This window comes from Streptomyces sp. NPDC085932 (assembly GCF_044540525.1).
Taxonomy (GTDB): Bacteria; Actinomycetota; Actinomycetes; order Streptomycetales; family Streptomycetaceae; genus Streptomyces; species Streptomyces levis.
The window spans coordinates 1,751,770-1,775,809 of record NZ_JBITSJ010000001.1; the positions used below are offsets into that span (position 1 = coordinate 1,751,770).

Here is a 24,040-nt window from a genome sequence, read left to right on the forward strand (position 1 = left end):
GACGGGAGGTTGTCGTGGAGCGTGCAGACCTGGAGCTGGGCCATGTGCTGGCCGCCGCGGAGGCGGCGCCGCCCGGTGAGTCCGTGAACGTCGTCGCACAGGACCTGCAGAAGCGCTTCGGCGCGGCACGCGTCTCCTTCCTGTTCGCGGACCTCATCGGCCAGCGGCTGGTACGGCTCGCCGCCACCGGCGGCGAGGCACCGGACCACGCCGGGGTGATCGACCTGCGGGGCAGCGTCTACGACAGCGTGCTGCAGAGCCAGCGTCAGCACGTGGAACCCGACGGCCAGGGCGGACTGCGCGTCATCACGCCGGTCACCAACCGCGGCGACTGCATCGGCGTGCTGGAGGCGACCCTGCAGTCCGCCGACGACACCGTGCTGCGTCAGGTCCGCGACGCGGCACACGCGCTGGCATACATCATCGTCACCGACCGCCGCTTCACCGATCTGTACCACTTGGGACGGCGCACCACCGAGACCAGCCTGGCCGCCGAGATCCAGCACCAGCTGCTCCCCTCGGCCTCCTGCTGCGAGGCGCCCCAGTTCACCCTCGCCGCCGGACTGATCCCGGCCGACGACATCGGGGGCGACACCTACGACTACACCCTCGACCGCGACACCCTGCACCTGTCCGTCACCGACGCCATGGGCCACGACACGAACTCCGCCCTGCTGGCGACGTTGCTGGTCAGTGCGTTGCGGCGGGCACGCCGCAGCGGCTGCGACGCCCTCAAGCAGGCGTACCACGCCCACCAGGCCCTGCTGAGCCACAGCCGTGGCCTGGCCACCGGGCAGTTGTTCTGCGTCGACCTCGGCACCGGCCTGTGCGAGCTGGTCAACGCCGGCCATCCCTGGCCCCTGCGGCTGCGCGACGGCGTCGTGGAGGAGGTCAGGCTCGCCGTCAACCTGCCGTTCGGCGTGGCCGCGCCCACCCCCTACCGCGTTCAGGAACTGCAACTGCGCCCGGGTGACCGCCTGATCCTGCTCACCGACGGAATGCAGGACCGCGGTGCGGCGACCGTCGACCTCGCCTCGGTCGTCCACGACACCCGCGCGCAGCATCCGCGCGAGGCCGTCCGGAGCCTGACGGCGGCGGTGCTCGCGGCCTGCCACGGCAACCTCCGGGACGACGCCACGGTACTGATCCTGGACTGGCACGGCAGCGACGGCCGACCGGCGGAGGCCGGACCGGGCCCGCGGTAGCAAACCACTGAGTCGCCCGAGCAAATCGTCAGACCGACCCGGCCCGGCACATCGGTGCCGAAGCCGCCACCATGACCCGTACCATCCAGCGCCTGGAGAAGGCGGGGCCCGGGCGCCGGTTCCCCTCCGCGAGCGACAAGCGCTGCGTCCTGGTCGAACCGATTGCCGCCGGCCAGGCGCTGCGCCGGCAGGTCGACGACCTCTGGTTCCGCCCGGAGGAGTACGCCGCCGGAGACCTCACGGAAGCCGAACGGGCCGACGCCCTCGTGGTGTTCGAGCGCCTCGAGACCAACCTCGCCGCCCGCACCGGCGACGCGGAACCGCCACGACCGGGCGCACCCGGGGCCTGACCGTCGGCATCCTCGGCCACGGGCTCCGGTCGCCGGCTCATGTGTTACCCACAGGAACCCTTTCCTCAGGGCCTCCTTTCCTCCACTATGAGCCGTCATACCCGCCGGTAGGTCAGGTCTCCGCGCGGGTCGCACGGCTGCGAGGAGGCGGCGGGATGGCGCGGGCGGACGAGGGCAGGGGCCGTGGTGGGGCGGAGCCCGGGCCCGGCATCCACGCGGGCGCGTCCGACGTGCGGCTCACCGAACTGCTGCGCGCCGACACGGTCACGGCGTATCCGGCGTTGCAGGAACTGCGGGCCCGGCACCATCCGCACGTCCTCGCCTACGCCCGGCTGTGCACCGCCAACGAGTCCATGGCACGGCAGTTGGCGGGGCAGGCGTTCACGCTGGCGGCCCGCCAGAGTGCCCGCGGCATCGACTCGCCGCTGCCCTGGCGTCACCACCTGCTCCTGCTCGTCGCCCGGGCCGCCGGGACGTGGGCCGCGGACGGGCGGTCGGCGGGACTGGACGCGGGGCTGCTGCTGGTCCTGAACACGGCCGGCCCTTCCGGCCCGGTGCCCCCCATGCTCACGGCGTTCCGGTCCGTGCCGTCCCGGACCCAGGGCCTGATCTGGTACGGGATCGTGGAGCAGGAGCCCGCGGAACGCACGGCCGCTCTCCTCGGCCTGTCCCGGGAGGACGTCACCTACGGCACGGACCCGGCGCTGCACCAGCTGGCCCGTGCCTGTCTGCGCGTCCGTCTGGCCGCCTCCGAAGACCCGGACTGCTCCGACTTCGGCCGCCTCATCGAGGAGTCCGCACGGCCCGACAACTCCCGGGCCAGCGCCGACCTGCACGCCCACATGGCGCGCTGCCCGCACTGCACGACGGCACACGAGGAACTCTCGGCCCTGCGCGACGCCCCGCGCGCGGCGCTGGCCGAAGGGCTGCTGCCGTGGGGCGGCACGGCGTACGCGGCGGGCGACGCGGGGGAGCGTGCGGCCGGTGGTACCGCCCTGTGGCCGGGCGGGCCCGGACCGGCCGGCGCCGGGCGGGAGGCGGGGGAGCGGGCCGGGGCACCGGACCGCCGGCGCACCGTGCTGGTGTCGGCGGTGCTCGGGGTGGCCGTGCTGCCGCTGGCGGTGTTCCTCATGACGCGGGGTGGATCGCCCTCGCAGGACCCGGTGAGCTCGTCGAGTGCGCGGGTGAGTGTGCCGCCGGTGGCGGTGACGGTGACGGCCACGGTGTCGGCGACGCCCTCCCCGTCACCGCCCTCGCCGTCGCCCGAGCCGTCCCGGAGCTCGAAGTCGCCCTCCGCGACGCGGAGTCCGTCCCCGACGAGGACGGCGAGCCCGAAGCCGCCGCCCGCTCCCACGCATCCGCCCTCCGGTACCGTCGCTCAGATCGTGAACGTCGGCTCGGGACTGTGTCTGGACGTGGGCGGTGCCTTCGACGACGGGACCGATGTGATCACGGCCCGTTGCTCCTCCGCCCGCACCCAGCGCTGGCGCGTCGACGACGAACGCGGGGTGCTGCAGTCGGCCGCCGATCCCGACTTCTGCCTCGACAGCAGGGGCGCGACGCACCGGGGCGTCGGCATCTGGGGCTGCGACTCGGTGGAGGGCCGCAACGGCCGGAACCTGGTGTTCGTGGTGGACGGGAACGGACTGATCCGCCCCGCCATCGCCTTCACGACGGCCGTCACCCCGAACGGTGGTACGGGTGACGGTCTCTCGCTGAGGCCGGCGGACGGGAGCACCCCACAGCGCTGGCGGGCGGGGTCCGCCTGATCAGCAGGGCCGACAGCCGGGGGTCTCCGCGCAGGTTCCCCACACGCTACGGCCTGAGCGCAAGCGGCCCGGAACCGATGCCCACGCCCGCATCCGCGGTGGCGGCCCCGGCGGACACGGACTCCGTGACCAGGGTCTGATCCGGCAGCGGGGCAGGGACCCGCGCGGGGGCGGAAAGCCCTCTCGCCGGTCCCCGCCGAGCGCCGGATCAGGTCCTCCGCCCACCCCGGGCAGCGAGTGAAACGGCTTGCGCCGGACCCGTTTACATCGATGTACATTCCGCTCTAGCCTGACGCGCGTCTCCCCACCCGGAAGGAACACCATGGTGATCCTGCGCCTTCGGCATGCCCTCGGACGGCATCGCGTTCTCGCGCTCGCGCTGACCGGCATCCTGAGTCTCCTGCCGGCCACCCCGGCCGCCGCATCCCCCATGACCCACGGCACGGCGCCCTCCAAGCCCTCTCCCGCGGCGACCGGAACACCGCTGCGTGACGGAACCGCCTTGTATCCGCGACTCGTTAGGCTCGCGCACAATGGAGCGGCCAACGGCCGAGTCCTCGCGAGTGCCGTCACCTTCGACGGCGACAACGGCATCGGAGCCATCCACGAGAGCACCGACTCCGGAGCGACCTTCCGCGAGGTCGGCCGGGTCGCCGACCCCGACTCCGCGGCAGGCCGGGGACTCTGCTGTGCCACCCTGTTCGAACTGCCCCGCCAGGTGGGCGCGTTGCGGGCCGGCACCCTGCTGTGGGCCTCGTCCGCCGGCCAGGACGAACCGGACCGCCGCATGGCACTGCGCATCTGGCGGAGCGACGACATCGGCCGCACCTGGTCCTACCTGTCGTCCTGCGCCGTGGCCGGCGGTACGGGCGGGCTGTGGGAACCGGAGTTCTCCGTGGCCGCCGACGGCGCCCTGGTCTGCCACTACTCCGACGAGACCGACCCCGCGCACAGCCAGAAACTCGTCGCGGCCCGCAGCTACGACGGGGTGAACTGGCAGGGGCACCACGACACCGTGGCCAGTACCTGGGCGCCCGACCGGCCCGGGATGCCGGTGGTGCGACGGCTCCCGAACGGCACCTGGTTCATGAGCTACGAGATCTGCAACCCCGGCGGCCAGTACCAGTGCGTCGTGCACTACCGGACGTCCGCCGACGGCTGGAACTGGGGCGAACCGGCCGACCTCGGCATCCGCCCCGAGACGGCGGACGGCAGGTACTTCCGCGCCGCCCCGACCATCGCGTGGGCGCCCAGCCCGGGCGGCGGAGGCGACGGCCGCATCCTGCTGACCGGGCAGCGGCTGCTCAACCGGGACGGCACGCCCGCCGCGGGCAGTGGACGGACGATCCTCACCAACTCGCGCAACGGCAGCGGAGCCTGGTCCACGATCACCTCACCGGTGGCCGTGCCGAACCCCGAGGTGAACTACTGCCAGAACTACAGCTCCCCCCTGCTGCCGTCGGCGGACGGCCGCCGCGTCCTGCACATGGCCACCGACTTCGAGGGCTCGGTGTGCCGGACGTACTACGCGACGGGCGCCCTGCCCTAGCCGGCGTCGCTCTCGTGGCGGGAGCCTGCGTGCCCCGGGCCGCGTGAGCCGCGGGCCTGCGTGCCGTGGGCCCCTTGACCCGGCCTCGACGGGGAGCACCGTCGAGGCGGGGCAAGGGGCCCACCGGGCCGGCCGGCGCCGTGGTCAGTCCTGCGGCGGTTCCTCGATGGCCGCCGGGCGCTGCTGTGCGGTGCGGACGCGCTCGGTGTCGAGCTTGGAGCTGCGGTCGAAGCGGTAGATGCCGTTGCGTTCCTGGAAGACGTCGGTCAACTGGGTGTAGCAGTAGCCGAACATGTCACGGTCGCCGAGGAGCACTCCGGTGAGCCCGGCGAACCGGGCATGGAACTCCTCCTCGTCGCGGACGCGTTCGCCGTAGCCCCAGGATTCCGTGCGGTCGTCGCCGGACTGGGCCGCGGCCGCCTCCGGGTCCCACCAGATGCCGCCGAACTCGCTGACGAAGTAGGGCTGGCCCCGGTACGGCACCGACCAAGGGGCGCCGCTCTCATGGGTGTTGACGAACGGGGCGTCCTTCGCCAACCCCGACATGAGCGCGCGGAACGCCTCGGGGTCCTGCTCGTAGTGGTGGGAGTCGTAGATGTCGGTCTCGGTGACGCGGTGGGCGTAGCCGGAGGCGTCGATCACCGGACGGGTGGTGTCCAGCGCCTTCGTGGCCAGGAACATCGCCCGGGTCACCGCATCGAGCTGCGTGAGGCGGTCGTGCAGCTTCTGGTACGTCTCGTTGAGGGGGCACCAGCCGATGATCGAGGGGTGCGAGTAGTCGCGTTCGACGGCTTCCAGCCACTGACCCACGTACGAGGAGTCGGGCTGCTGGTTGTCGCCCGAGGAGCCGCCGACCTCGCATCCCCAGTCGCCGAACTCGCCCCAGACCAGGTAGCCGAGACGGTCGGCGTGGTAGAGGAAGCGCTCCTCGAACACCTTCTGGTGCAGCCTGGCCCCGTTGAAGCCGGCCGCCAGGGCCAGCTCGATGTCCCGGATCAGGGCCTCGTCGGTCGGGGCGGTCATCAGCCCGTCCGGGTACCAGCCCTGGTCCAGGACGAGACGCTGGAAGACCGGTCGCCCGTTGAGCAGGACGGCCTTTCCGCTCACCGCGACGGCCCGCAGCCCGGCGTAGCTCTCCACGCTGTCGACGACCCGGCCGTCCGCGTCGAGGAGTTCCAGGCGCAGGTCGTACAGGTAGGGGTCCTGCGGGCTCCATTCACGGCGCCGACCGTCGGGCACCGGCAGATACAGGCGCGGGGCCAGGTCCAGGTCGGCTCGTGCCTCGGCGCGGCTCACTTCGCCCGCGGCGTCGCCGAGCACCGCGCGCACCCGGTGCCCCGGGCGGTTGCCGGACAGCGGCAGTTCGAGGTGGAAGGCGGAGCCGGCCAGGTCCGGCGTGATGCGCGGGCGCCGCAGGTGCACCTCGGGGACCGGCTCAAGCCAGACGGTCTGCCAGATGCCGGTCACACGGGTGTAGTTGCAGTCGTGGTTGGCGTACCGGATCGCCTGCTTGCCGCGGGCCTGCGGCCCGGACTTCGGGTCGCGGGCCCGGACGGTCACGACGACCTCCTCACCACGGCCCGCGATGTCGCCGAGGTCGGCCGTGAAGGGTGTGAAGCCGCCGCGGTGCCGGGCGACCTCCTTGCCGTCGGCCCACACGGTGGTGTCGTAGTCGACCGCGCCGAAGTGCAGCAGCACGCGGCGCCCGGCCCACTCGGGGGGCAGGGCGAGGGCGCGCCGGTACCAGACGGCCTCCAGGAAGTCGGTGTCGCCGATGCCGGACAGCTCCGACTCGGGCGGGAACGGCACGAGGATCTCGTCGCGCAGCTCGCGGCCGAGCAGGCCGCGTTCCAGTCCGCTGTCCCCCCGGTCGGTCTCGAACTGCCAGACGCCGTTGAGGTTGAGCCAGTCGCGCCGCACGAACTGCGGTCGCGGGTACTCCGGGCGCGGTACGGAGTGAGTGGGCACACATGCTCCTGTCGTTGGGGGCCGGCGAGAGGCCGCCGGCTGGTGCGTGAGGCGAAGGGGGAGGTCAGGAGCCGCCGAGGCCGGTGGTGGCGACCGAGTCGACGATGCGGCGCTGGAAGAAGAGGAACACCACGATCAACGGCAGTGCCGCCAGCAGCGCGGACGCCATGGACTGGGCGTACTGGATGCCGAAGGCGTCCTTGACGGTGGCCAGGCCGACGGGGAGGGTCATCAGGTCAGGGTCGTTGGTGACGATGAACGGCCACAGGAAGTTGTTCCACGCCCCGATGAAGACGAAGATCGACACGGCGGCGACGATGGGCCGGGACAGCGGCAGCACGACCGACAGGAAGACCCGCAGCTCGGAGGCCCCGTCCACGCGGGCCGCGTCCTCCAGCTCCCGGGGAATCGCGTCGAAGAAGCGCTTGAGGATGAAGACCATCATCGGCGCGACGACCTGCGGCAGGATGACCGCCGCGTAGGTGTCCACGAGGTTGAACAGCAGCATCTGCTCGAAGAGGGGTACGACGAGCAGTTGCGGGGGGACGAGGATCGCGGCGAGGGTCACCGCCAGCAGGATCCGGCGACCGCGGAACGTGCCGCGCGAGAAGCCGTAGGCGGCGAGCGTCGAGACCACGACCGTGATCAGCGTGACGAGTCCGGCGATCAGGAAGCTGTTGAAGGCCCAGACGGTGACGTTCCCGCGTCCCAGGATCTGCCGGTACGCCTCCGTCGTGAGGGCGCCCTTGACCGGGGACAGACCGGGGGAGGCCGCGTCCTGCTCGCTCTGCAACGAGGTGGCGACCGCCCAGACGAACGGCAGCAGCCAGACGGCGGTCAGCACGGCCAGGGCGGTACCGGCCAGGACGCGTGGCAGCCGGCCGTGTCCGAGGAGGAGGGAGGACGCGCCGGCCGCCGAAGGAGGACGGCGCCGTGAGCGAAGGGGCGTTGCGGTGGCGGACACGGTCAGTCCTCCTGGCGGAAGAGACGCAGTTGCACGAGCGAGACGACGATGACGAGGGCGAAGAACAGGTAGGAGATGGCGGAGGCGTAGCCGAGCCGGTAGCCGGTGAACCCGACGTCGTAGACGTATTCCAGGACCGGGCGGGTCGAGCCGTTGGGACCGCCCTTGGTGAGGATGTAGATCTGGTCGAACACCTTGAGCGAGGCGAGGACCTGGAGCATCGCGACCAGCGCGGTGGTGCGGCGCAGCTGCGGCAGGGTGATGGACCACAGGCGCCGCCAGGCTCCGGCGCCGTCCAGCGCCGCGGCCTCGTAGGAGGTCGACGGCAGGGACTGCAGCGCGGCCAGATAGAGCAGGAAGTTGAAGCCGACCGTCCACCAGACGGTGAGGGCGGCGATCGACCACATCGCGACGGACTCGTCGGAGAGCCAGCCGACCGGCCCCACGCCGAGGGTGTCGAGGAACTGGTTCGCCACTCCCAGCTCCGGCTGGTAGAGCCAGGTCCAGATCAGCGTCACCACGGTCACGGGCAGCAGATAGGGGGCGAAGAAGGCCAGTCGCCACACCCACTGCCCGGCGATGCCGCTGTGCACCAGCAGCGCCATCGCCAGAGCGATCAGCACCAGCGGGACACTGGACAGGGCGGTGAAGACGACGGTGTTGCCGAGGCTGCTCCAGACGTCCGGATCGCCGAACGCCTCGGCGTAGTTGTCGAAGCCGACGAACGTCGTGTCGCGCAGGGCCAGTGAGCTGTCGGTGAAGCTCATCCAGAGCCCGTGCACGAGGGGCCACACCAGGAACACCGCGAAGACGAGTGCGAACGGCAGGACGAAGACGAGGCCGGGACCGTGCGAGGTCCGGCCGCCTCGGCGGCGGACACGGCCGAGGCTCAGACGGCGCAGACCGCCTGGGCGGTCGGAAGCCGGGTCGGTCACGGCATCGGCGCCGGGGGGTGCGGTGGTGGTCACGTGGGTCACTTCCTCTGCTCGTCAGGCGACCGGGTTGGGCTGCCGGAGCAGCGCGTCCGCCTCGCGGACCATCTGGCGCACCGCCTTCTCGGCGGACGTGTTGCCCAGCAGCGCCGACTGCAGCGGCTGGCACATCCGGTTCTGGAAGTTCGAACCGGCCCCGGCGAACCAGTTCGGCGGGTCGAGGACCGCCACCTCGGCCGCTTCCGCGTAGGAGGACTGCGGGTCGAGGGCGGCGTACTCCGGTTCCGCGAGGACGGGCTGGTAGGCGGGGATGTGTCCGGCGCTCGCCCAGGTGAGGCTCTGTTTGACCATTTCCGCGACGTACCGGTGGGCCCGGCGGCGCCCCGCCGGGTCGGGGTTCTTCTGACGGGGCAGGACGAAGGCGTGGCTGTCCGTGTAGACGGCCGGCCGGTCGAAGACCTGCGGGAACGGCGCGGCGCCCAGGGGGATGCCGGACTTCTTCAGTGTCGGCAGCTCCCACTCGCCGAGCATGACCATCCCGCCACGACCGCCGAGGAAGCCGGCCAAGGCACCGTAGTAATCCAGGTTGTTGGGGTTGGTGCGGCCGTCGAACAACTGCTGCATGAAGGTGACCACGCGGACGGCGGCATCGACGTCGATCCGCGGCGGACCCCCGTCCGGCAGGGAGAACGCGGCGCCGGTCTGGGCGTAGAGCGCGGCGAACTGCCGCCAGCTCTGGGCCGTGTCGGTGACGTGGCCGAACAGGATGCCCTTCTGCCCGGTCGCCCCGGCGAGCGCCTTGCCGGCGTCGAGCAGGGCGTCCGGGGAGCCCATGCGGGCCAGTTCGCCCGAGGAGTCGAGGAGACCGGCCTTGTCCGCGGCCTCCTTGTCGTAGAACACGATGAAGGGGTGGACGTCGAGCGGGATGGCGTAGACGGTGCCGTCGTGCTGCGTCCGGGCCCAGACGGCCGGTGCGAAGTCCTCCCGGCTGACGCCGAACTCGGCGAGCAGGTCCAGGTCGAAGGGGTCGAGGAGGCCGCCGGGCGCATAACCGGCCAGCCGGGACAGGTGCATGATCGCCACGTCCGAGGCCCGGCCGCCGGCCGCGGACATGGCGAGCTTGGTGTAGTACGACGGGCCCCAGTCCAGGATGGTGCGCTGCACCTCGAACCCCCGCGGGCCTGTCGAGACGGCTTTGATCATGTCGTCCATGAGCATGCCGTCACCGCCCTGGAACAGGTCCCAGACGCTCAGCGCCGAGGCATCCGCGGCGGCCGGCGAGGCGCAGCCGGACAGGGGGCCGGCGGCGAGCAGCGCACCCGCGGCGGCCGTGCCGTGACGCAGGAGCCGGCGGCGGGTGAGGGCGGCGCCCGCACCGGGGGCGGGCGTGGGGGGTGGGGCAGAGGGGCGGGTGAACATCGCGGACCTTCCGACGGCCGGACACGCATGCCGGACCGGCGGGGGACACCCGGGAGGGGTGCCGCACCGCACGGGTCAGACCAGGGGGCGCACCGGAGGCGCCGATGCGATGGCTCGTTTTTACATCGATGTACATTGGCTGTAAAGAGCCTGGAGCACGGCCGGATCCCGAGGGGCGGCCGGGCCGGGGAGCTCGTCGCCGGGCCGCGACCAGCCGGAACATATACTCGGCAGCCCGGTGGGGCAGGGAGGTTCGGGTGGCACGACCGAAGATCAAGGACGTCGCGCGTCTCGCGGGCGTGTCGGAGAAGACCGTCTCCAACGTCATCAACGACTACGCCCACGTCTCGGACCGGACCAGGCGCGCCGTCCGCGACGCCATCGAGGAGCTCGGCTACAAGGTGAACCTGGCCGGGCGCCATCTGCGCCAGGGCCGCACCGGCATCATCGCTCTCGTCATCCCCGAACTGGACGTGCCGTACTTCGCCGAGCTCGCCCGGCATGTCATCCGTGAGGCGGAGCGGCGCTCCCTGACGGTCCTGATCCACCAGACCGCCGCGGACCGCGACCACGAGCTGGCGGCGCTGACCGGGTTCGGCTCCAGCTTCGTCGACGGGGTGATCCTCAGCCCGCTCGCCCTCACCGCCGACGACCTGCGTGACCGGGCGGGCGCCCCGCCCACCGTCCTCATCGGCGAACTGCTGGAGGAGGGCGCCGACCACGTCGCCATCGACAACGAGAAGGCGGCACGTGAGGCGACCGAGCACCTGCTGGGCATGGGGCGCCGCTCCATCCTGGTCATCGGCGGACGCGACGCCGCCGCCCTGGGCACGGCCGAGGCCCGCACCCGCGGCTACCGTGCCGCACTCGCGTGGGCGGGCGTCGCCTACGACCCGGCCGCCCTCCTGCCCGTCACGTCCTTCCGCATGCCCGACGGCGCCGAGGCGGTGGCCCGGGCGCTGCGCGAGGGCGCCCGCCCCGACGCCCTGCTGTGCCTCAACGACCAGTTGGCGCTGGGCGCGTTGCGGGCCCTGCACGAGCACGGCGTCCGGGTGCCCGAAGAGGTCGCCGTCATCGGCTTCGACGACGTCGAGGCAGGACGCTTCAGTGTCCCCACCCTGAGCACCGTGGCGCCGGACAAGGCCGCGGTCGCCCAGGTCGCCGTCGCGCTGCTGCAGCGGCGCATGGACGAGGCGGCGGGCTCCACCGCGGCGGACGCCCCCTCGGCCGACGCGCGATCGCCGCAAGATCTCGTGGTGGCGCATCGGCTGGTGCTGCGCGAGAGCACGGAGGGCGCCGGCGGGTCGCTGCCCGCGGGTTCCCGGCCGGCGCCGGCCTGACCGGGCCTCGCGCCGCACCCGGTCGGGCCGGCGCGCCGGTCAGTCGGTCCGCCCGTGGGTCGGTCGGCCCGTGGGTCGGTCGGTCAGCCGGTCCGCCCGTGGGTCGGCCGGCCGGCCCGTGGGTCAGCCGGTCGGTACCGGGAAGAGCATGCAGCTGCTGGTGGCGTGGGCCAGCAACCGGTCGTCGGAGTCGCGGAGTTCGGCCTGGGCGAGGGCGGTGCGGCGGCCGAGGTTGAGGATCGTGCCGACGGCGCGGATCTTTCCGCTGTCGACGGTGACCGGGCGGAGGAACTTCACGTTCAGGTCGATCGACGTGTAGGCCGTGCCCAGGGGCAGCGCGGACTGCACCGCGCACCCGGCCGCCGAGTCCAGGAGCGTGGCGTAGACACCGCCGTGGACACTGCCGATGGGGTTGTAGTGCTCCTCGCCCGGAACCAGCGCGAAGACCGCCCGGCCGTGCTCGGCCTCTTCGAGGGTGAAGCCGAGTGCCCGGGCGAGCGGTGGGGCGGGCAGACGTCCGTCCAGGATCTCGCGGAGAAACGCGAGGCCGCTGTGCTGAGCGACCGCACCGGCGGAGACCCGGGGGTCCTCCCAGTCGAACGTGCGTGACCTGCGCATTCCCGCTCCCTGCTGCATCTGGCTTCTTCTGGCGAAGCTAGCCGGGCCGACATCTGGCTGTCAATGGTGAAGTCAGCCTAGGATGGGCGGATGAGGTGGTTGGAGACGAGCACGGCGAACTGCACGGTCCAGCGGACCTTGGACCTGGTCGGCGAGAAGTGGTCCTTGCTGCTGCTGCGGGACGCCATGAACGGCGTCCGGCGCTTCGACGACTTCCGCCGGCATGTGGGGCTGTCCGAGGCCGTCCTGGCGGACCGGCTGCGCAAGCTGGTGGCGGCCGGGATCCTGGAGACCGTCGCCTACCGCGAGCCGGGCAGCCGCACCCGGAACGAGTACCGCCTCACGCGCAAGGGCTGGGATCTCTGGCCCGCGATGATCGCACTCAAGCAGTGGGGCGACCGGTACACGGCGGACCCCGAGGGCCCGCCTCTGGCGGTGCACCACGCGGAGTGCGGAGAGGACGTCCGCGCGGTGGTCGTCTGCGGAGAGGGCCACGGGCCTCTGACACCCCCTCAGGCGGGCATCCGCCCGGGCCCTTCGGCGCGGCCGGTGGACTGACGGGCCTCGACGCGCAGGGCATCAGCCCTCGCGCGAACCGCCCCTGACGGTGCGTCAATCTCGTTCGCCCGGCCGTGAACTGCCGCAGCCCGACTCCCCGGCCGAACCGCCCGCCCGGCATGCCCGACGGCCCGGCACGGCAAGGCCGCCCCGCCTGCCCGTCCGGCCATCACCGTCCCGGTGAACCGGGTGCGCGGTCAGGAGGACTCGCGCACCACCAGCTCCGTCGGCAGCGTGACCTGTTGCCGGGGCGCGCCGTGCCGGGTGATGTCGGTCAGGATGCGCGCCATGGTGCGGCCCAGTTCCTCCACCGGCTGGCGGACGGTCGTCAGTGGCGGACTGGTGTGGCGCGCGAGGATGGAGTCCTCGAATCCGACGACGGCGACGTCGGCGGGCACCAGCCGTTCCGACCGGCGCAGTTCGGCCAGGGCGCCGACCGCCATGAGGTCGGAGGCGGCGAAGACGGCGTCCAGGTCCGGGGCGCGTTCAAGAAGCAAACGCATGGCGCGAGCACCGCCCTCTTCGGTGAAGTCACCGGCTTCGATCATGCGGTCGCAGACGGCGACACCCGCTTCCTCGTGCGCGGTGCGCCAGCCGGCGAGCCGGCTGCGGCCGACGTCCATGTCCAGCGGACCGGTGATCGTGGCGATCCGCCGCCGCCCGCGCTCCAGCAGATGCCGCACCGCCGCGGCGGCGCCCCCGGCGTTGTCGGAGTTGACGTAGCTCAGGCGCTCGCCCGCGTCGCGGCGGCCGGCGAGCACGGTGGGCAGCCCCATCTCCTCCAGCATGCCCGGCAGCCGGTCCTCCGCGTGCACCGAGACGAGCAGGACGCCGTCCACGCGGCGGGTGGCCACCGACTCGGTCAGCTGGTCCCGCTCGGCCTGGTCGCGGACGAGCATCAGCTGCAGCTGGGTGCAGCTCTCGGCGAAAGCGCTGCTCACACCGCGGATGAGGGCCGCGAAGAACGGCTCGGAACCGAGCCGGCTCTCCGACTCCGGGATCACCAGGGCCACGGCGTCGGTGCGGTTGGTCACCAGGCCGCGCGCGACCGAGTTGGGGACGTAGTTGAGCTCCTTGATCGCCGCGAGGACCCGGGCTCGGGCATCGGCGCTGACCAGGTCCGAGCCGTTGACGACACGGGACACCGTGGTGCGGCCCACGCCGGCGCGGGCGGCGACCGTTTTGATCGTGGGACGGCGGTTGCCGCTCATGTGCTCCCCCCTGGGCGCCGCGGAGGCAGGACCTGCCGCGGAGGTGACCTGCGGCAATTCTTGCAGACTCGGCGGTCGGCGGAGCACCCCCCGGCCCTTCGGCAGCCCGCCGCCGTCATCGGCGGCCGCGACAAGTTGCGTTCAAGTCATTGACAGATCGGCCCCCTCCAACGAGTCTTCGAGGCGCGATGGGAACGTGCCCACCCACAAATGGGCACGTTCCCATTCTGTGGAGCCGTCATGAACGTGATCGCTGTAGTCATCGCAGTAGTCAGCGCAGAACTCGTCACTCCGATGTGTCAGCGCGGTCGCTAGGAGGAGATCAATGGGCACTTCCGGTTCGTTGCGCAGAAGGGCGGTGGCGACGGCCGCGACCGTCGGCGCGCTGGCGCTCGTCGTCGGCTGCGGCGGCAGCGACGACTCCGTCACCGGGGGCGGGAAGAAGGACGGCAAGGTCACCATCACCATGGGCCTGTACGGAGTGATGGGCATCAAGGAGACGGGCCTGCTGGAGCAGTACGAGAAGGACAACCCCGGGGTCGACATCAAGGCGGAGATCGCCGGTGACGAGCAGACGTACTACACCGCGCTGCAGACCAGGCTCGCCGCCGGCAAGGGCCTGAAGGACATCCAGGGCATCGAGATCGGGCGTGCCAAGGAGATCACCGACACCCAGGCGGACAAGTTCGCCGACTTCGGCGACGTGAAGGGCACCGACCACTTCCTGCCGTGGAAGGAGTCGCAGATCAGCACCGGCGACGGCAAGGTGCTGGGCCTCGGCACCGACATCGGCCCCATGGCGGTCTGCTACCGCAAGGACTACTTCGAGAAGGCGGGCCTGCCGACCGACCGCGAGGAGGTCGCCAAGCTCTGGGAAGGCGACTGGAAGAAGTACGTCGAGGTCGGACGCACCTTCAAGAAGGACTTCAAGGGCGACGGCGTCGCCTACATGGACGCGGCCAGCGGCCTGTTCAACGCCATGATCTACGGCCACCCCGAGCAGTTCTACGACGACAAGGGCGAGCTGATCTACGACAGCAACCCCGTCGTCAAGGACGCGTGGAGCCTCGCCGCCGACGCCGCCGAGGACGGCCTGACGGCAAAGCTCCGCCAGTTCCAGCCCGGTTGGGACCCCGGCCTGGCCAACGGCACGTTCGCCACGGCCGTGTGCCCCGCGTGGATGCTGAGCCACATCAGCGAGAAGGCCGGCCCGGCGAACAAGGGCAAGTGGGACGTGGCGAAGGCCCCCAAGGGCGCCAACTGGGGCGGGTCCTTCCTCGGCGTGGTGGAGCAGAGCCCCGTCAAGGAGGAGGCCAAGAAGCTCGTCGCCTGGCTGACCGCCCCGGAGCAGCAGACCCACATCTTCAAGGAGATCGGCAACATCCCCTCCTCGCGGCAGGCCCTGGACAGCGCGGACGTGAAGGGCGCCAAGTCGGAGTACTTCAGCGACGCGCCGATCGGCCAGATCTTCGGTGCCGCCGCTCAGGAGATACCGGACAAGCAGGTGCTCGGCCGCAAGGACGGCACGATCAAGGACACCTTCTCCCAGGGCCTGACCCTGATCGAGCAGCAGGGCACCGCCCGTGACAAGGCGTGGGAGACCACCGCGGAGCGCATCGAGAAGGCGGTCGGCTGACCGTCGGCCCCCGCGGCCGTCCGGGCCCGCTCCGCCTCCCCGCGGCGGGCCCGGACGGCCGGCTCAACCATCCGCTCTCAGGAAGGAATTCCGGTGGCCACCTCCACCACCAAGGCCCTGACCGGGGACGCGCCCCGGGGGCCTTCCCCGGACGACCGCACCGCCCGGCGGCGCGGGGCGCTGCTGCACCGGCTCGACATCAAGGGCGCCCCGTACGTGTTCGTCGCGCCGTTCTTCGTGGTCTTCGCCGCGTTCAGCTTCTACCCCCTCGTCTACACGTCGTGGATCTCCCTGCACGACGTGGAACTGGCCACGCTCGACGTCATGGAGTGGGTGGCGTTCGACAACTACGTCGAGCTGTGGGGCGACTCCAGGTTCTGGAACGCGCTGCAGAACACGATCACCATCGGTGTCATCTCCACGGTGCCGCAGTTGCTGATGGCGCTGGGGCTGGCGCACCTGCTCAACTACCGGATGCGGGCCTCGCTGTTCTTCCGCGTCGCCTCGCTCGTGCCGTACGCGACCTCCGTCGCCGCGGCCGCCCTGGTCTTCACGATGATCTTCGAGCGGGACTTCGGGATGATCAACTGGGCCCTCGGCTCGGTCGGGATCGACCCCGTGGACTGGGAAGCCGACAAGTGGCCCGCCCAGGTCGCCATCTCCACCATCGTCATCTGGCGGTGGACCGGCTACAACGCGCTGCTCTACCTGGCCGCGATGCAGGCCATTCCCGCCGAGCGCTACGAGGCGGCCTCCCTCGACGGTGCCTCCCGGTGGCAGCAGTTCACCCATGTCACCGTCCCCGGGATCCGCTCCACCATCGTCTTCACCATCGTGCTGTCCACGATCGGCGCCACCCAGCTGTTCGGCGAACCGCTGATCTTCGGCCAGGGCCCCAACGGGGTCAGCGGCGGTGCGGACAACCAGTACCAGACGCTGGGACTGCTGCTGTACGAGGAGGGCTGGAAGAACTACCAGATGGGCCGCTCGGCGACCGTGGCCTGGGCGATGTTCCTGCTGCTGGTCCTCGTCTTCCTCGTGCAGCGCCTCGTCAAGCGCGCCCGCTCCCGTACGTCCTGACCTGGAGTCACCATGACCACTCAGAGTCTCCCGGCCCGGACCAGCACCCCGGCCCGGAACCCCGAGGACAAGCCGGCCGGCCGCGGGGGCCGCAGGCTGCTGCGCCAGCGCGCCGGCCGCCAGCACCACGCCGGCCCCCTCTCCTACGTCCTGCTCGGCATCATGGCGCTGCTGTCGATCTTCCCGCTGTACTGGACGATGGTGGCCGCCTCCACCGACAACACCCGGGTCAGCCAGACACCGCCGCCGTTCCTGCCCGGCCCGAACCTGTTCAGCAACCTCGCCCGGGCCTGGGACGAGGCGGCGATGGGCAAGGCCATGATCAACAGCCTGATCGTGGCCGGGGTGATCGCCCTGTCCACGGTGATGTTCGCGACGCTTGCCGGGTTCGCCTTCGCCAAGCTGCGGTTCAAGGGGCGCAACGTCCTGCTCATGCTGGTGATCGGCACGATGATGGTGCCGCCGCAGCTCGGTGTCGTCCCGCTCTTCATGATGATGGCCGAGCTGGGCTGGTCGCAGCAGCTGCCCGCCGTCATCTTCCCGACGCTGGTGAGCGCGGTCGGCGTGTTCTTCATGCGGCAGTACCTGTCGGAGGCGTTGCCGGACGAACTCGTCGAGGCCGGACGTGTGGACGGCGCGCACTCGCTGCGGATCTTCTGGAGCATCGTGCTGCCCGTCGCCCGGCCCGCGATGGCCGTGCTGTTCATGATCACGTTCGTGCACGCCTGGAACGACTTCTTCTGGCCGTTCGTGGTGCTCGACATGACCAACCCGACGGTCCCCGTCGCCCTCACCCAGCTGAGCGCGGGGTACGTGCGCGACCAGTCGCTGATCATGGCCGGTGCGCTGCTCGGCACCCTGCCGCTGCTGGCGATGTTCGTCGTCTTCGGCCGCCAGATCGTCAGCGGCATCATGGCGGGCGCCGTCAAGGGCTGACCCGCGGGCTCCACCGGCCCGGCCGCACCCCTCCGCACCCGACCTCCCTCCGCCCCGGGCACTTCGAACCCCCTCCCGAAAGGACTTACGTGGTCACCGCAGCACAGCAGACCGCATCCGCCCCCGACGCACCCCGCACCTTCCCCAAGGGCTTCCTGTGGGGCTCGGCCACCGCCGCCTACCAGATCGAGGGGGCGGCCGGCGAGGACGGCCGCACTCCGTCCATCTGGGACACCTACGCCCGCACCCCCGGCCGGGTCCGCAACGGCGACACCGGTGACATCGCCACCGACCACTACCACCGCCGCAGCGAGGACGTCGCCCTCATGGCCGAACTCGGCCTGGGCGCCTACCGCTTCTCCCTCGCCTGGCCGCGTATCCAGCCCACCGGCCGCGGCCCCGCGGTGCAGAAGGGGCTGGACTTCTACCGGCGCCTCGTCGACGAACTGCTGGAGAAGGGCATCAAGCCCGTCGCCACCCTGTACCACTGGGACCTGCCGCAGGAGCTGGAGGACGCGGGTGGCTGGCCCGAGCGTGCCACGGCAGAGCGGTTCGCCGAGTACGCGGCCCTCGCGGCGGACGCCCTCGGTGACCGCGTGAAGACCTGGACCACCCTCAACGAGCCGTGGTGCAGCGCCTTCCTCGGCTACGGCTCCGGCGTGCACGCCCCCGGCCGCACCGACCCGGTCGCCGCCCTGCGCGCCGCCCACCACCTCAACCTGGGACACGGCCTGGCCGTCCAGGCACTGCGCGACCGCCTCCGCGCCGACGCGCAGGTCTCGGTCACCCTGAACATCCACCACGTCCGCCCGCTCACCGCCACGGACGGCGACGCCGACGCCGTACGCCGGATCGACGCGCTCGCCAACCGGGTCTTCACCGGCCCGATGCTGAACGGCGCCTACCCGGAGGACCTGTTCAAGGACACCGCCGAGCTGACCGACTGGGCCTTCGTGCAGGACGGCGACCTGTCACGGATCCACCAGCCGCTGGACTTCCTCGGCGTCAACTACTACAGCCCGACGGTGGTGTCCGAGTCCGACGGCCGGGGCACCCACTCCTCCGACGGACACGGCAACAGCCCGCACAGCCCCTGGCCGGGAGCCGACCGGGTCGCCTTCCACCAGCCGCCCGGCGACACCACCGCGATGGGCTGGGCCATCGACCCCAGCGGTCTCTACGACCTGTTGCGGCGCCTCGCCTCCGACTTCCCCGGCCTGCCGCTGGTCATCACCGAGAACGGTGCCGCCTTCGACGACTACGCCGACCCCGCCGGCCAGGTCAACGACCCGGCCCGGATCGCCTACGTGCGTGGCCACCTGGCCGCCGTCCACCAGGCGATCCTCGACGGTGCCGACGTGCGCGGCTACTTCCTGTGGTCCCTGCTGGACAACTTCGAATGGGCTCACGGCTACAGCAAGCGCTTCGGCGCCGTGTACGTCGACTACCCGACCGGCACCCGCATCCCCAAGGCCAGCGCCCGCTGGTACTCCGAGGTGGCCCGCACCGGCGTACTCCCCGGAGCCTGACCGGTCCGGTGCGGCACCCCGTCGCCCCACGGGGTGCCGCACCCGACCTCCGCCCCTCCCACCCCGTCGTGCGTGGTGTGGCCGACCGCCCGCCGCTGTCCCTCTTGAGGCGGACGCGCGTGGAGTATCGTCCAGGACCTGAACGCGCTGTCGAACCGGACCGCCACCTCAAGCGGGGCCCGGACGTGGGTAGTTCGAGGGGGAGCGGAAGCCATGGCCCAATTCCTGAGACCCTCCACACCGCTGTTCGCCGTCGACGTCCACCAGAACGTGTATCTGCCGGAGGGCGGCCGCGATGTCGACGCGATCGTCACGGTCACGGCGACCGGCGGCCCTGCCGCCGGCGCGCACCCCCACCCGGCGGCGTCCGCGCAGCGCGCGGCGGTGGCGATCATGGTCGACTGCTCCGGCTCGATGGGCCACCCGCCCGCCAAGCTGCACGCCGCCACAGCGGCGGCCGCCGCCGCGATCGACGCCGTGCCCGACGGCGCGCACTTCGCCGTCGTCGCCGGCACACAGCAGGCCACGGAGGTGTACCCGGGCGGTGGCACCCTCGCCGTGGCCGACGCCCGCACCCGGGGGCAGGCCAAGTGGGCGCTGCGCACGCTCTCCGCGGGCGGCGGCACGGCGATCGGCACCTGGCTCCGGCTCGCCGACCGTCTGCTGCACTCCGCCGACGGGGACATCCGGCACGGGCTCCTGCTCACCGACGGCCGGAACGAGAACGAGTCGCCGGGAGACCTGCGGGCCGCGCTGGACGCCTGCGCGGGCCGCTTCACCTGCGACGTGCGGGCGGTGGGCACGGACCGGGCGGCGCAGCAAGTCGACGGTATCGCCTCGGCGCTGCTGGGCAGCGCCGAGGCGATACCGACCGACCCGGCCGGTGCGGTCGACGACATCACCCGGGTGATCACGGAGGTGACGGGCAGGGAGGCCGTCGATGTCGCGCTGCGCCTGCGGACACCCGTCGGTACGGAGACCGTGTTCGTCAGACAGGTCCATCCCACGTTCGTCGATCTGACCGGCCGGCGCGTCCCGGCGGGCCCGCGCACCGCTGACTACCCCACGGGCTCCTGGGGCGGCGGCGAACAACGCGACTACCACGTCCGTCTCCGGGTCCCCGCGGCGGACCCCGGCCTGGAGATGCTGGCCGGCCGCGTCTCCCTGGTCACCCACGCGAGCGACGGCAGCGCCCGCCCCGTGGCTCAGGGTCTGATCCGTGCGGTGTGGACGGACGACGACGCCGCTCCCGCCGCGATCGATCCCAGGGTCGCGCACTACACGGGACAGGCCGAGCTGGCCACGGCCATCCAGCAGGGCCTCGACGCCCGCAGAACCGGTGACAGTGCCGAGGCCCGGGCCAAGCTGGGCCGCGCGGTGCAGCTCGCCGGTGCCCTGGGCGACGACGACACGAGACGGCTGCTGGCCAGGGTCGTCGACGTGGTCGATGCCGCGACCGGCGAGGTCCGGCTGAGGCAGGAGACCGCGGACGCGGACGAGCTGTCCCTGGAGACCCGCTCGACCAAGACGGTCCACGTGGTCCCGTATCCCGGCGCGACGGACCACGGCGACACCCCGGCACAGCACGGCCCTCCCGGCCACGGCCCTCCCGGTCACGGTCAGCCCGGAAGGCCGGGCGGTGGTGGCGGCGGTGCCGGGCACAGCCGGGAACCGCGTTTCCTGCAAGCCGAGCTGGTCGAGCAGGCGCCTCCGGGACGCGAGGTGCCCCTGCACGTGCGCGTCACCCAGGGATCCGGCGACACCGGTGTGGCCCTGCGCGGTTTCCCCGTCCCGGCGGCGGGAGCGCGGCTCCTCATCACCGTGCACGCGCCCGGTCTGCTGGCCCTGGGAGATCTGCAGCAGATGCTGACGGTCCCTCCCGGCCAGGACTCGCAGTGGCTCCAGTTCGGCCTGCGCACCATGACACCGGGACTGCACACCGTCACCGTGCGCGCCTTCCACCGGGGCACCTTCCTCGGTGAGCTGCGCGCGCAGGTCTCCGTGCAGCCCGGCACCCCGGCCAGGGACGGCCTCCCGCGCACCGCGCCCCTCACCTCGCTCGCGTTCGATCCCGGGGAGGTGACCCTCCAGGTCCTCAAGGGCGCGGACGGCGCCTACAGTTTCCAGCTCCTCAGCGAGACCACCTACGCCCCCGAGTCCTTCCGCCTGCTGGCGGGCGACTCGCAGGGAGCGAGGGAACGGATCTACGACGAGCTGCGACGCACCGCCGCCGCGGCCGGGCAACCCGGCGGCGCGGATCAGGGGGCGGCCCGTCGCCGGCTGGTCAACCTCGGGGTGCAGCTGTGGGCGACGGCCGTGCCCGACGCCGTGCGCCGGCAGTTCTGGGAGGAGATCGGGCACGTCACGTCGCTGACCGTGCTCGGTGAGCACGACGTCGTGCCCTGGGAGCTGCTGTACCCCCTCGACGGTCACCAGGAGGGCGACGGCTTTCTCGCCGAGTGGCTTCCCGTGGTGCGCCGCGTCTTCGGACAGGACCGGGTGCGGGAACTGTCCCTGTCCTCAGCGGCGTTCGTGGTGCCGCCGGGCTCGCCGCCCGAAGCGGAGCGTGAAGTGCTCGCGCTCCGGGCCAGACTGGGCGCCTCCGTGACCGACGGCGGGACCCTGACCCGTCGCGCCGCCGTGAGCGACCTCATCGACGAAGGGCTCCACGGGCTGCTGCACTTCGCCTGCCACAACTCCTTCACGTCCGCCGGCTCCCACGTCACCATGGCGGACGGCCCCTTCGACCCGATCGACCTCGCCTACGCCACCCACTCCGGAGCCCTGCGCGCCACCCACCCGCTGGTGTTCTTCAACGCCTGCCGCAGCGCCGGGGAGATCGACTGGTTCTCGACCAGCCTCGGCTGGGCACCGCAGTTCCTGCGGGCCGGGGCGGGCGCGTTCGTCGGCACGCTGTGGCCGGTGCGGTCCGACTCCGCGCTGCTCTTCGCGGACACCTTCTACGAGCGTCTGGTCACCGGGGGACAGAGCCTCGGGCAGGCGTCCCTGGACGCCCGACGGGCGCTGCGCGACCACGGCGGGGATCCCACCTGGCTGGCGTACGCCGTGTACGGCAGTCCCGCGGCCCGCGCCGCCACGCCGGAGAGGTCAGTTGCACGGACCTGACCCGCGATCCCGGCGTCAGGTCCACACCGCACTCACCCCTTCACCGAACCCGACGTGAGCCCCTGCACGATGTGGCGGCTGGCGAAGGCGAACAGCAGCATGGTGGGCGCGATCGTCAGTACGGCCGCCGCGGACATCGAGCCCCAGTCGATGTTGAAGCTGGAGATGAAGCCGTTCAGCGCGGTCGGCACGGTCTTGTTGCTGTCGCTGTTCATCAGCGTCACCGACAGGAACAGCTCGTTCCAGCAGTTGACGAAGTTGAAGATGAACGCGGCGATGATGCCCGGGCGCATCACCGGCAGCAGGACGCGGAACAGCGCCGCGAAGCGGGACAGGCCGTCGATCATGGCGGCCTCCTCCAGCGCGTCCGGGATGTTCTCGAAGAAGCCGCGCAGCATCACCGTGCAGAAGGGGATGCACACCGCGATGTAGACGAGGATCAGCCCGAGTCGGTTGTCCACCAGCTTCAGGTCGGTCATCAGCAGGTAGAGCGGTCCGAGCGCGATGAAGGACGGAATCATCTGGGTGACCAGCGCGGCCATCAGCAGGGCGGACTTGGTGCGGAACTCGAAGCGGGCCAGCACGTACGCCGAGAGCATCGAGATCGCCGTGGCGGTCACGCCCGCCACGGTCGAGACGACGAGACTGTTGGTGAGGTACGTACCGAAGTCCGCGGTGCCGAACAGGCCGCGGTAGTTCTCCAGGGAGAAGCGCTCGGGCCAGTACGCCAGCGGGAAGTGGAAGATGTCCCCGGGCGCCTTCAGCGAGGTGACGGTGATCCAGTAGAGCGGGAAGACGGTGAAGAGCAGCCACACGCCGAGGAAGGTGAACTTGACCGCCCGGCCGGCCGCCGAACCCTTGCCGGTCACGACCTCGCCCCTTTCTTCTCGCGCGTGGCCATGAGGAAGAACACCGCGAACACCAGCAGCGCGGCCACCACGAGCAGGCCGAGCGCGGAGGCCCTGCCGTAGTCGCCCTGCTGAGTGATCTTGATCATCCACGTGGTCACGATGTGCGTCTCGTTGTTGGGCCCGCCGCCGGTCATGCCGAAGATCAGGTCCGGGAAGTTGAAGATCCAGATGACCCGGAGCAGCACGGTCAGGGCCAGGGTGGTGCGGATGTAGGGGATGGTGATCTGGAAGAGGGTGCGGGCCTTTCCGGCGCCGTCCAGCGCCGCCGCCTCGTAGAGCTCGTCGGGGATCGACTGGAGCGCGGCCAGGATCATGATGGTGAAGAAGGTGACGCCGTACCAGATGTTGGCGATGAGCACGGCCACCATCGCGGTCTTCGGATCGGCCAGCCAGGCGATCGGTTCGTCGATCAGACCGGCCTTCTGCAGCAGGTCGTTGACGACTCCGAACTCGCTGTTGAACAGCCAGCGGAAGAGGATGCCGATGAGGAACCCGGAGATCGCCCAGGGGAAGAAGATCAGCGCCTGGTACAGGCCGCGGAGGCGGAAGCGCCGGCGCAGCCACAGCGCGAGCGCGAAGCCGATCAGCAGCTGCGGGACGATCGAACCGAGGACCCACACGGCGGTGTTGCCCAGCACGGTGCCCCACGCGGGGTCGGCGAAGACGTCGCCGAAGTTCTTCAGGCCCACCCAGGAGGTGTCGGTCAGATCGGTCAGCTTCCAGTTGCGGAAGGCCATCTGGCCGCCCGCGAGCACCGGGTAGTAGGTGAAGACCGCGACGAAGACCGCGGCCGGCGCCATGAAGGCGGCGATGGTCAGGCCGCGACGGGTGGTGAACTCGCGCTTGCGCCTGTCCCCTCGGGGGAGGCCCCTCCTGCCGGAGGCCTCCCCCGGGTCCGTCGCCGGCGTCTTCGACGTCGTGGTGGAGGTGACGGACATG

The 24,040-nt window shown here is 71.5% G+C and carries 18 protein-coding genes and 2 pseudogenes; 12 read left to right on the forward strand and 8 right to left on the reverse strand.

Annotated features, from left to right (window positions below; translation table 11 throughout):
- Positions 1-14: 14 nt before the first annotated feature.
- The 4 genes from ACIGAQ_RS07540 to ACIGAQ_RS07555 all read left to right on the forward strand — a co-directional run bounded on the left by ACIGAQ_RS07540 (position 15) and on the right by ACIGAQ_RS07555 (position 4,873).
- Positions 15-1,205 carry a PP2C family protein-serine/threonine phosphatase gene (locus tag ACIGAQ_RS07540; RefSeq protein WP_399779853.1) on the forward strand — a complete coding sequence of 397 codons (1,191 nt, stop codon included), beginning with the start codon at positions 15-17 and terminating at the stop codon, positions 1,203-1,205.
- Positions 1,206-1,276: 71 nt separating this feature from the next.
- The gene (locus ACIGAQ_RS07545) at positions 1,277-1,555 is read left to right on the forward strand and encodes a MarR family winged helix-turn-helix transcriptional regulator (protein WP_399779857.1); all 279 of its coding nucleotides are present in this window, start codon (positions 1,277-1,279) and stop codon (positions 1,553-1,555) included.
- A gap of 155 nt (positions 1,556-1,710) precedes the next feature.
- Complete coding sequence (locus ACIGAQ_RS07550) at positions 1,711-3,324, forward strand: RICIN domain-containing protein (RefSeq protein ID WP_399779859.1); 1,614 nt, start codon at positions 1,711-1,713, stop codon at positions 3,322-3,324.
- A 322-nt stretch (positions 3,325-3,646) separates the two neighbouring features.
- Entirely contained in the window at positions 3,647-4,873 is a 1,227-nt protein-coding gene (locus tag ACIGAQ_RS07555; RefSeq protein ID WP_399779862.1) for a sialidase family protein, read from the forward strand.
- A 144-nt stretch (positions 4,874-5,017) separates the two neighbouring features.
- Here ACIGAQ_RS07555 and ACIGAQ_RS07560 read toward each other — a convergent pair whose 3' ends face one another.
- The 4 genes from ACIGAQ_RS07560 to ACIGAQ_RS07575 form a co-directional block, all read right to left on the reverse strand.
- Entirely contained in the window at positions 5,018-6,841 is a 1,824-nt protein-coding gene (locus ACIGAQ_RS07560) for a glycoside hydrolase family 2 protein (protein WP_399779865.1), read from the reverse strand.
- A 64-nt stretch (positions 6,842-6,905) separates the two neighbouring features.
- Entirely contained in the window at positions 6,906-7,805 is a 900-nt protein-coding gene (locus ACIGAQ_RS07565) for a carbohydrate ABC transporter permease (protein ID WP_362284266.1), read from the reverse strand.
- A 2-nt stretch (positions 7,806-7,807) separates the two neighbouring features.
- On the reverse strand, positions 7,808-8,773 hold the full coding sequence (locus ACIGAQ_RS07570; RefSeq protein WP_399779869.1) for a carbohydrate ABC transporter permease: 966 nt from the start codon (positions 8,771-8,773) through the stop codon (positions 7,808-7,810).
- Between the two features lie 21 nt (positions 8,774-8,794).
- Entirely contained in the window at positions 8,795-10,156 is a 1,362-nt protein-coding gene (locus ACIGAQ_RS07575) for an extracellular solute-binding protein (RefSeq protein ID WP_399779872.1), read from the reverse strand.
- Between the two features lie 257 nt (positions 10,157-10,413).
- On the opposite strand from ACIGAQ_RS07575, the gene ACIGAQ_RS07580 reads away from it, so the two are divergent.
- Complete coding sequence (locus tag ACIGAQ_RS07580; protein ID WP_399779875.1) at positions 10,414-11,496, forward strand: LacI family DNA-binding transcriptional regulator; 1,083 nt, start codon at positions 10,414-10,416, stop codon at positions 11,494-11,496.
- A gap of 123 nt (positions 11,497-11,619) precedes the next feature.
- Here the strand turns inward: ACIGAQ_RS07580 and ACIGAQ_RS07585 are convergent, their stop codons facing one another.
- Positions 11,620-12,114 (reverse strand): PaaI family thioesterase, encoded by a 495-nt coding sequence (locus ACIGAQ_RS07585; protein ID WP_399779878.1) that lies wholly within the window; start codon positions 12,112-12,114, stop codon positions 11,620-11,622.
- 90 nt (positions 12,115-12,204) lie between these two features.
- On the opposite strand from ACIGAQ_RS07585, the gene ACIGAQ_RS07590 reads away from it, so the two are divergent.
- On the forward strand, positions 12,205-12,672 hold the full coding sequence (locus ACIGAQ_RS07590; protein WP_311687933.1) for a helix-turn-helix domain-containing protein: 468 nt from the start codon (positions 12,205-12,207) through the stop codon (positions 12,670-12,672).
- Between the two features lie 197 nt (positions 12,673-12,869).
- Here the strand turns inward: ACIGAQ_RS07590 and ACIGAQ_RS07595 are convergent, their stop codons facing one another.
- On the reverse strand, positions 12,870-13,883 hold the full coding sequence (locus tag ACIGAQ_RS07595; RefSeq protein ID WP_399779881.1) for a LacI family DNA-binding transcriptional regulator: 1,014 nt from the start codon (positions 13,881-13,883) through the stop codon (positions 12,870-12,872).
- Positions 13,884-14,208: 325 nt separating this feature from the next.
- On the opposite strand from ACIGAQ_RS07595, the gene ACIGAQ_RS07600 reads away from it, so the two are divergent.
- The 6 genes and pseudogenes from ACIGAQ_RS07600 to ACIGAQ_RS07625 form a co-directional block, all read left to right on the forward strand.
- Positions 14,209-15,519 (forward strand): ABC transporter substrate-binding protein, encoded by a 1,311-nt coding sequence (locus ACIGAQ_RS07600; RefSeq protein ID WP_399779884.1) that lies wholly within the window; start codon positions 14,209-14,211, stop codon positions 15,517-15,519.
- 93 nt (positions 15,520-15,612) lie between these two features.
- Positions 15,613-16,599, forward strand: coding sequence for a sugar ABC transporter permease (locus tag ACIGAQ_RS07605; RefSeq protein ID WP_311687930.1), 987 nt, complete (start codon positions 15,613-15,615; stop codon positions 16,597-16,599).
- A 12-nt stretch (positions 16,600-16,611) separates the two neighbouring features.
- Positions 16,612-17,535: a carbohydrate ABC transporter permease gene (locus ACIGAQ_RS07610; protein ID WP_311687929.1), complete on the forward strand. Its 924-nt coding sequence runs from the start codon at positions 16,612-16,614 to the stop codon at positions 17,533-17,535.
- A gap of 89 nt (positions 17,536-17,624) precedes the next feature.
- Complete coding sequence (locus ACIGAQ_RS07615; protein WP_311687928.1) at positions 17,625-19,064, forward strand: GH1 family beta-glucosidase; 1,440 nt, start codon at positions 17,625-17,627, stop codon at positions 19,062-19,064.
- 213 nt (positions 19,065-19,277) lie between these two features.
- A pseudogene (locus ACIGAQ_RS07620) lies at positions 19,278-20,603 on the forward strand (VWA domain-containing protein); the annotation flags it as partial.
- A 1,017-nt stretch (positions 20,604-21,620) separates the two neighbouring features.
- Positions 21,621-22,190, forward strand: a pseudogene (locus tag ACIGAQ_RS07625) (CHAT domain-containing protein); the annotation flags it as partial.
- A 32-nt stretch (positions 22,191-22,222) separates the two neighbouring features.
- On the opposite strand, the gene ACIGAQ_RS07630 reads toward ACIGAQ_RS07625, so the two are convergent.
- Together ACIGAQ_RS07630 and ACIGAQ_RS07635 are read right to left on the reverse strand one after the other, a co-directional pair.
- A complete protein-coding gene (locus ACIGAQ_RS07630; RefSeq protein WP_362286086.1) occupies positions 22,223-23,059 on the reverse strand; it encodes a carbohydrate ABC transporter permease in 837 nt (278 codons plus the stop codon).
- Positions 23,056-24,039: a carbohydrate ABC transporter permease gene (locus tag ACIGAQ_RS07635; protein WP_399779890.1), complete on the reverse strand. Its 984-nt coding sequence runs from the start codon at positions 24,037-24,039 to the stop codon at positions 23,056-23,058. Before ACIGAQ_RS07635 ends, ACIGAQ_RS07630 begins: the two co-directional genes overlap by 4 nt.
- Position 24,040: the final 1 nt, after the last annotated feature.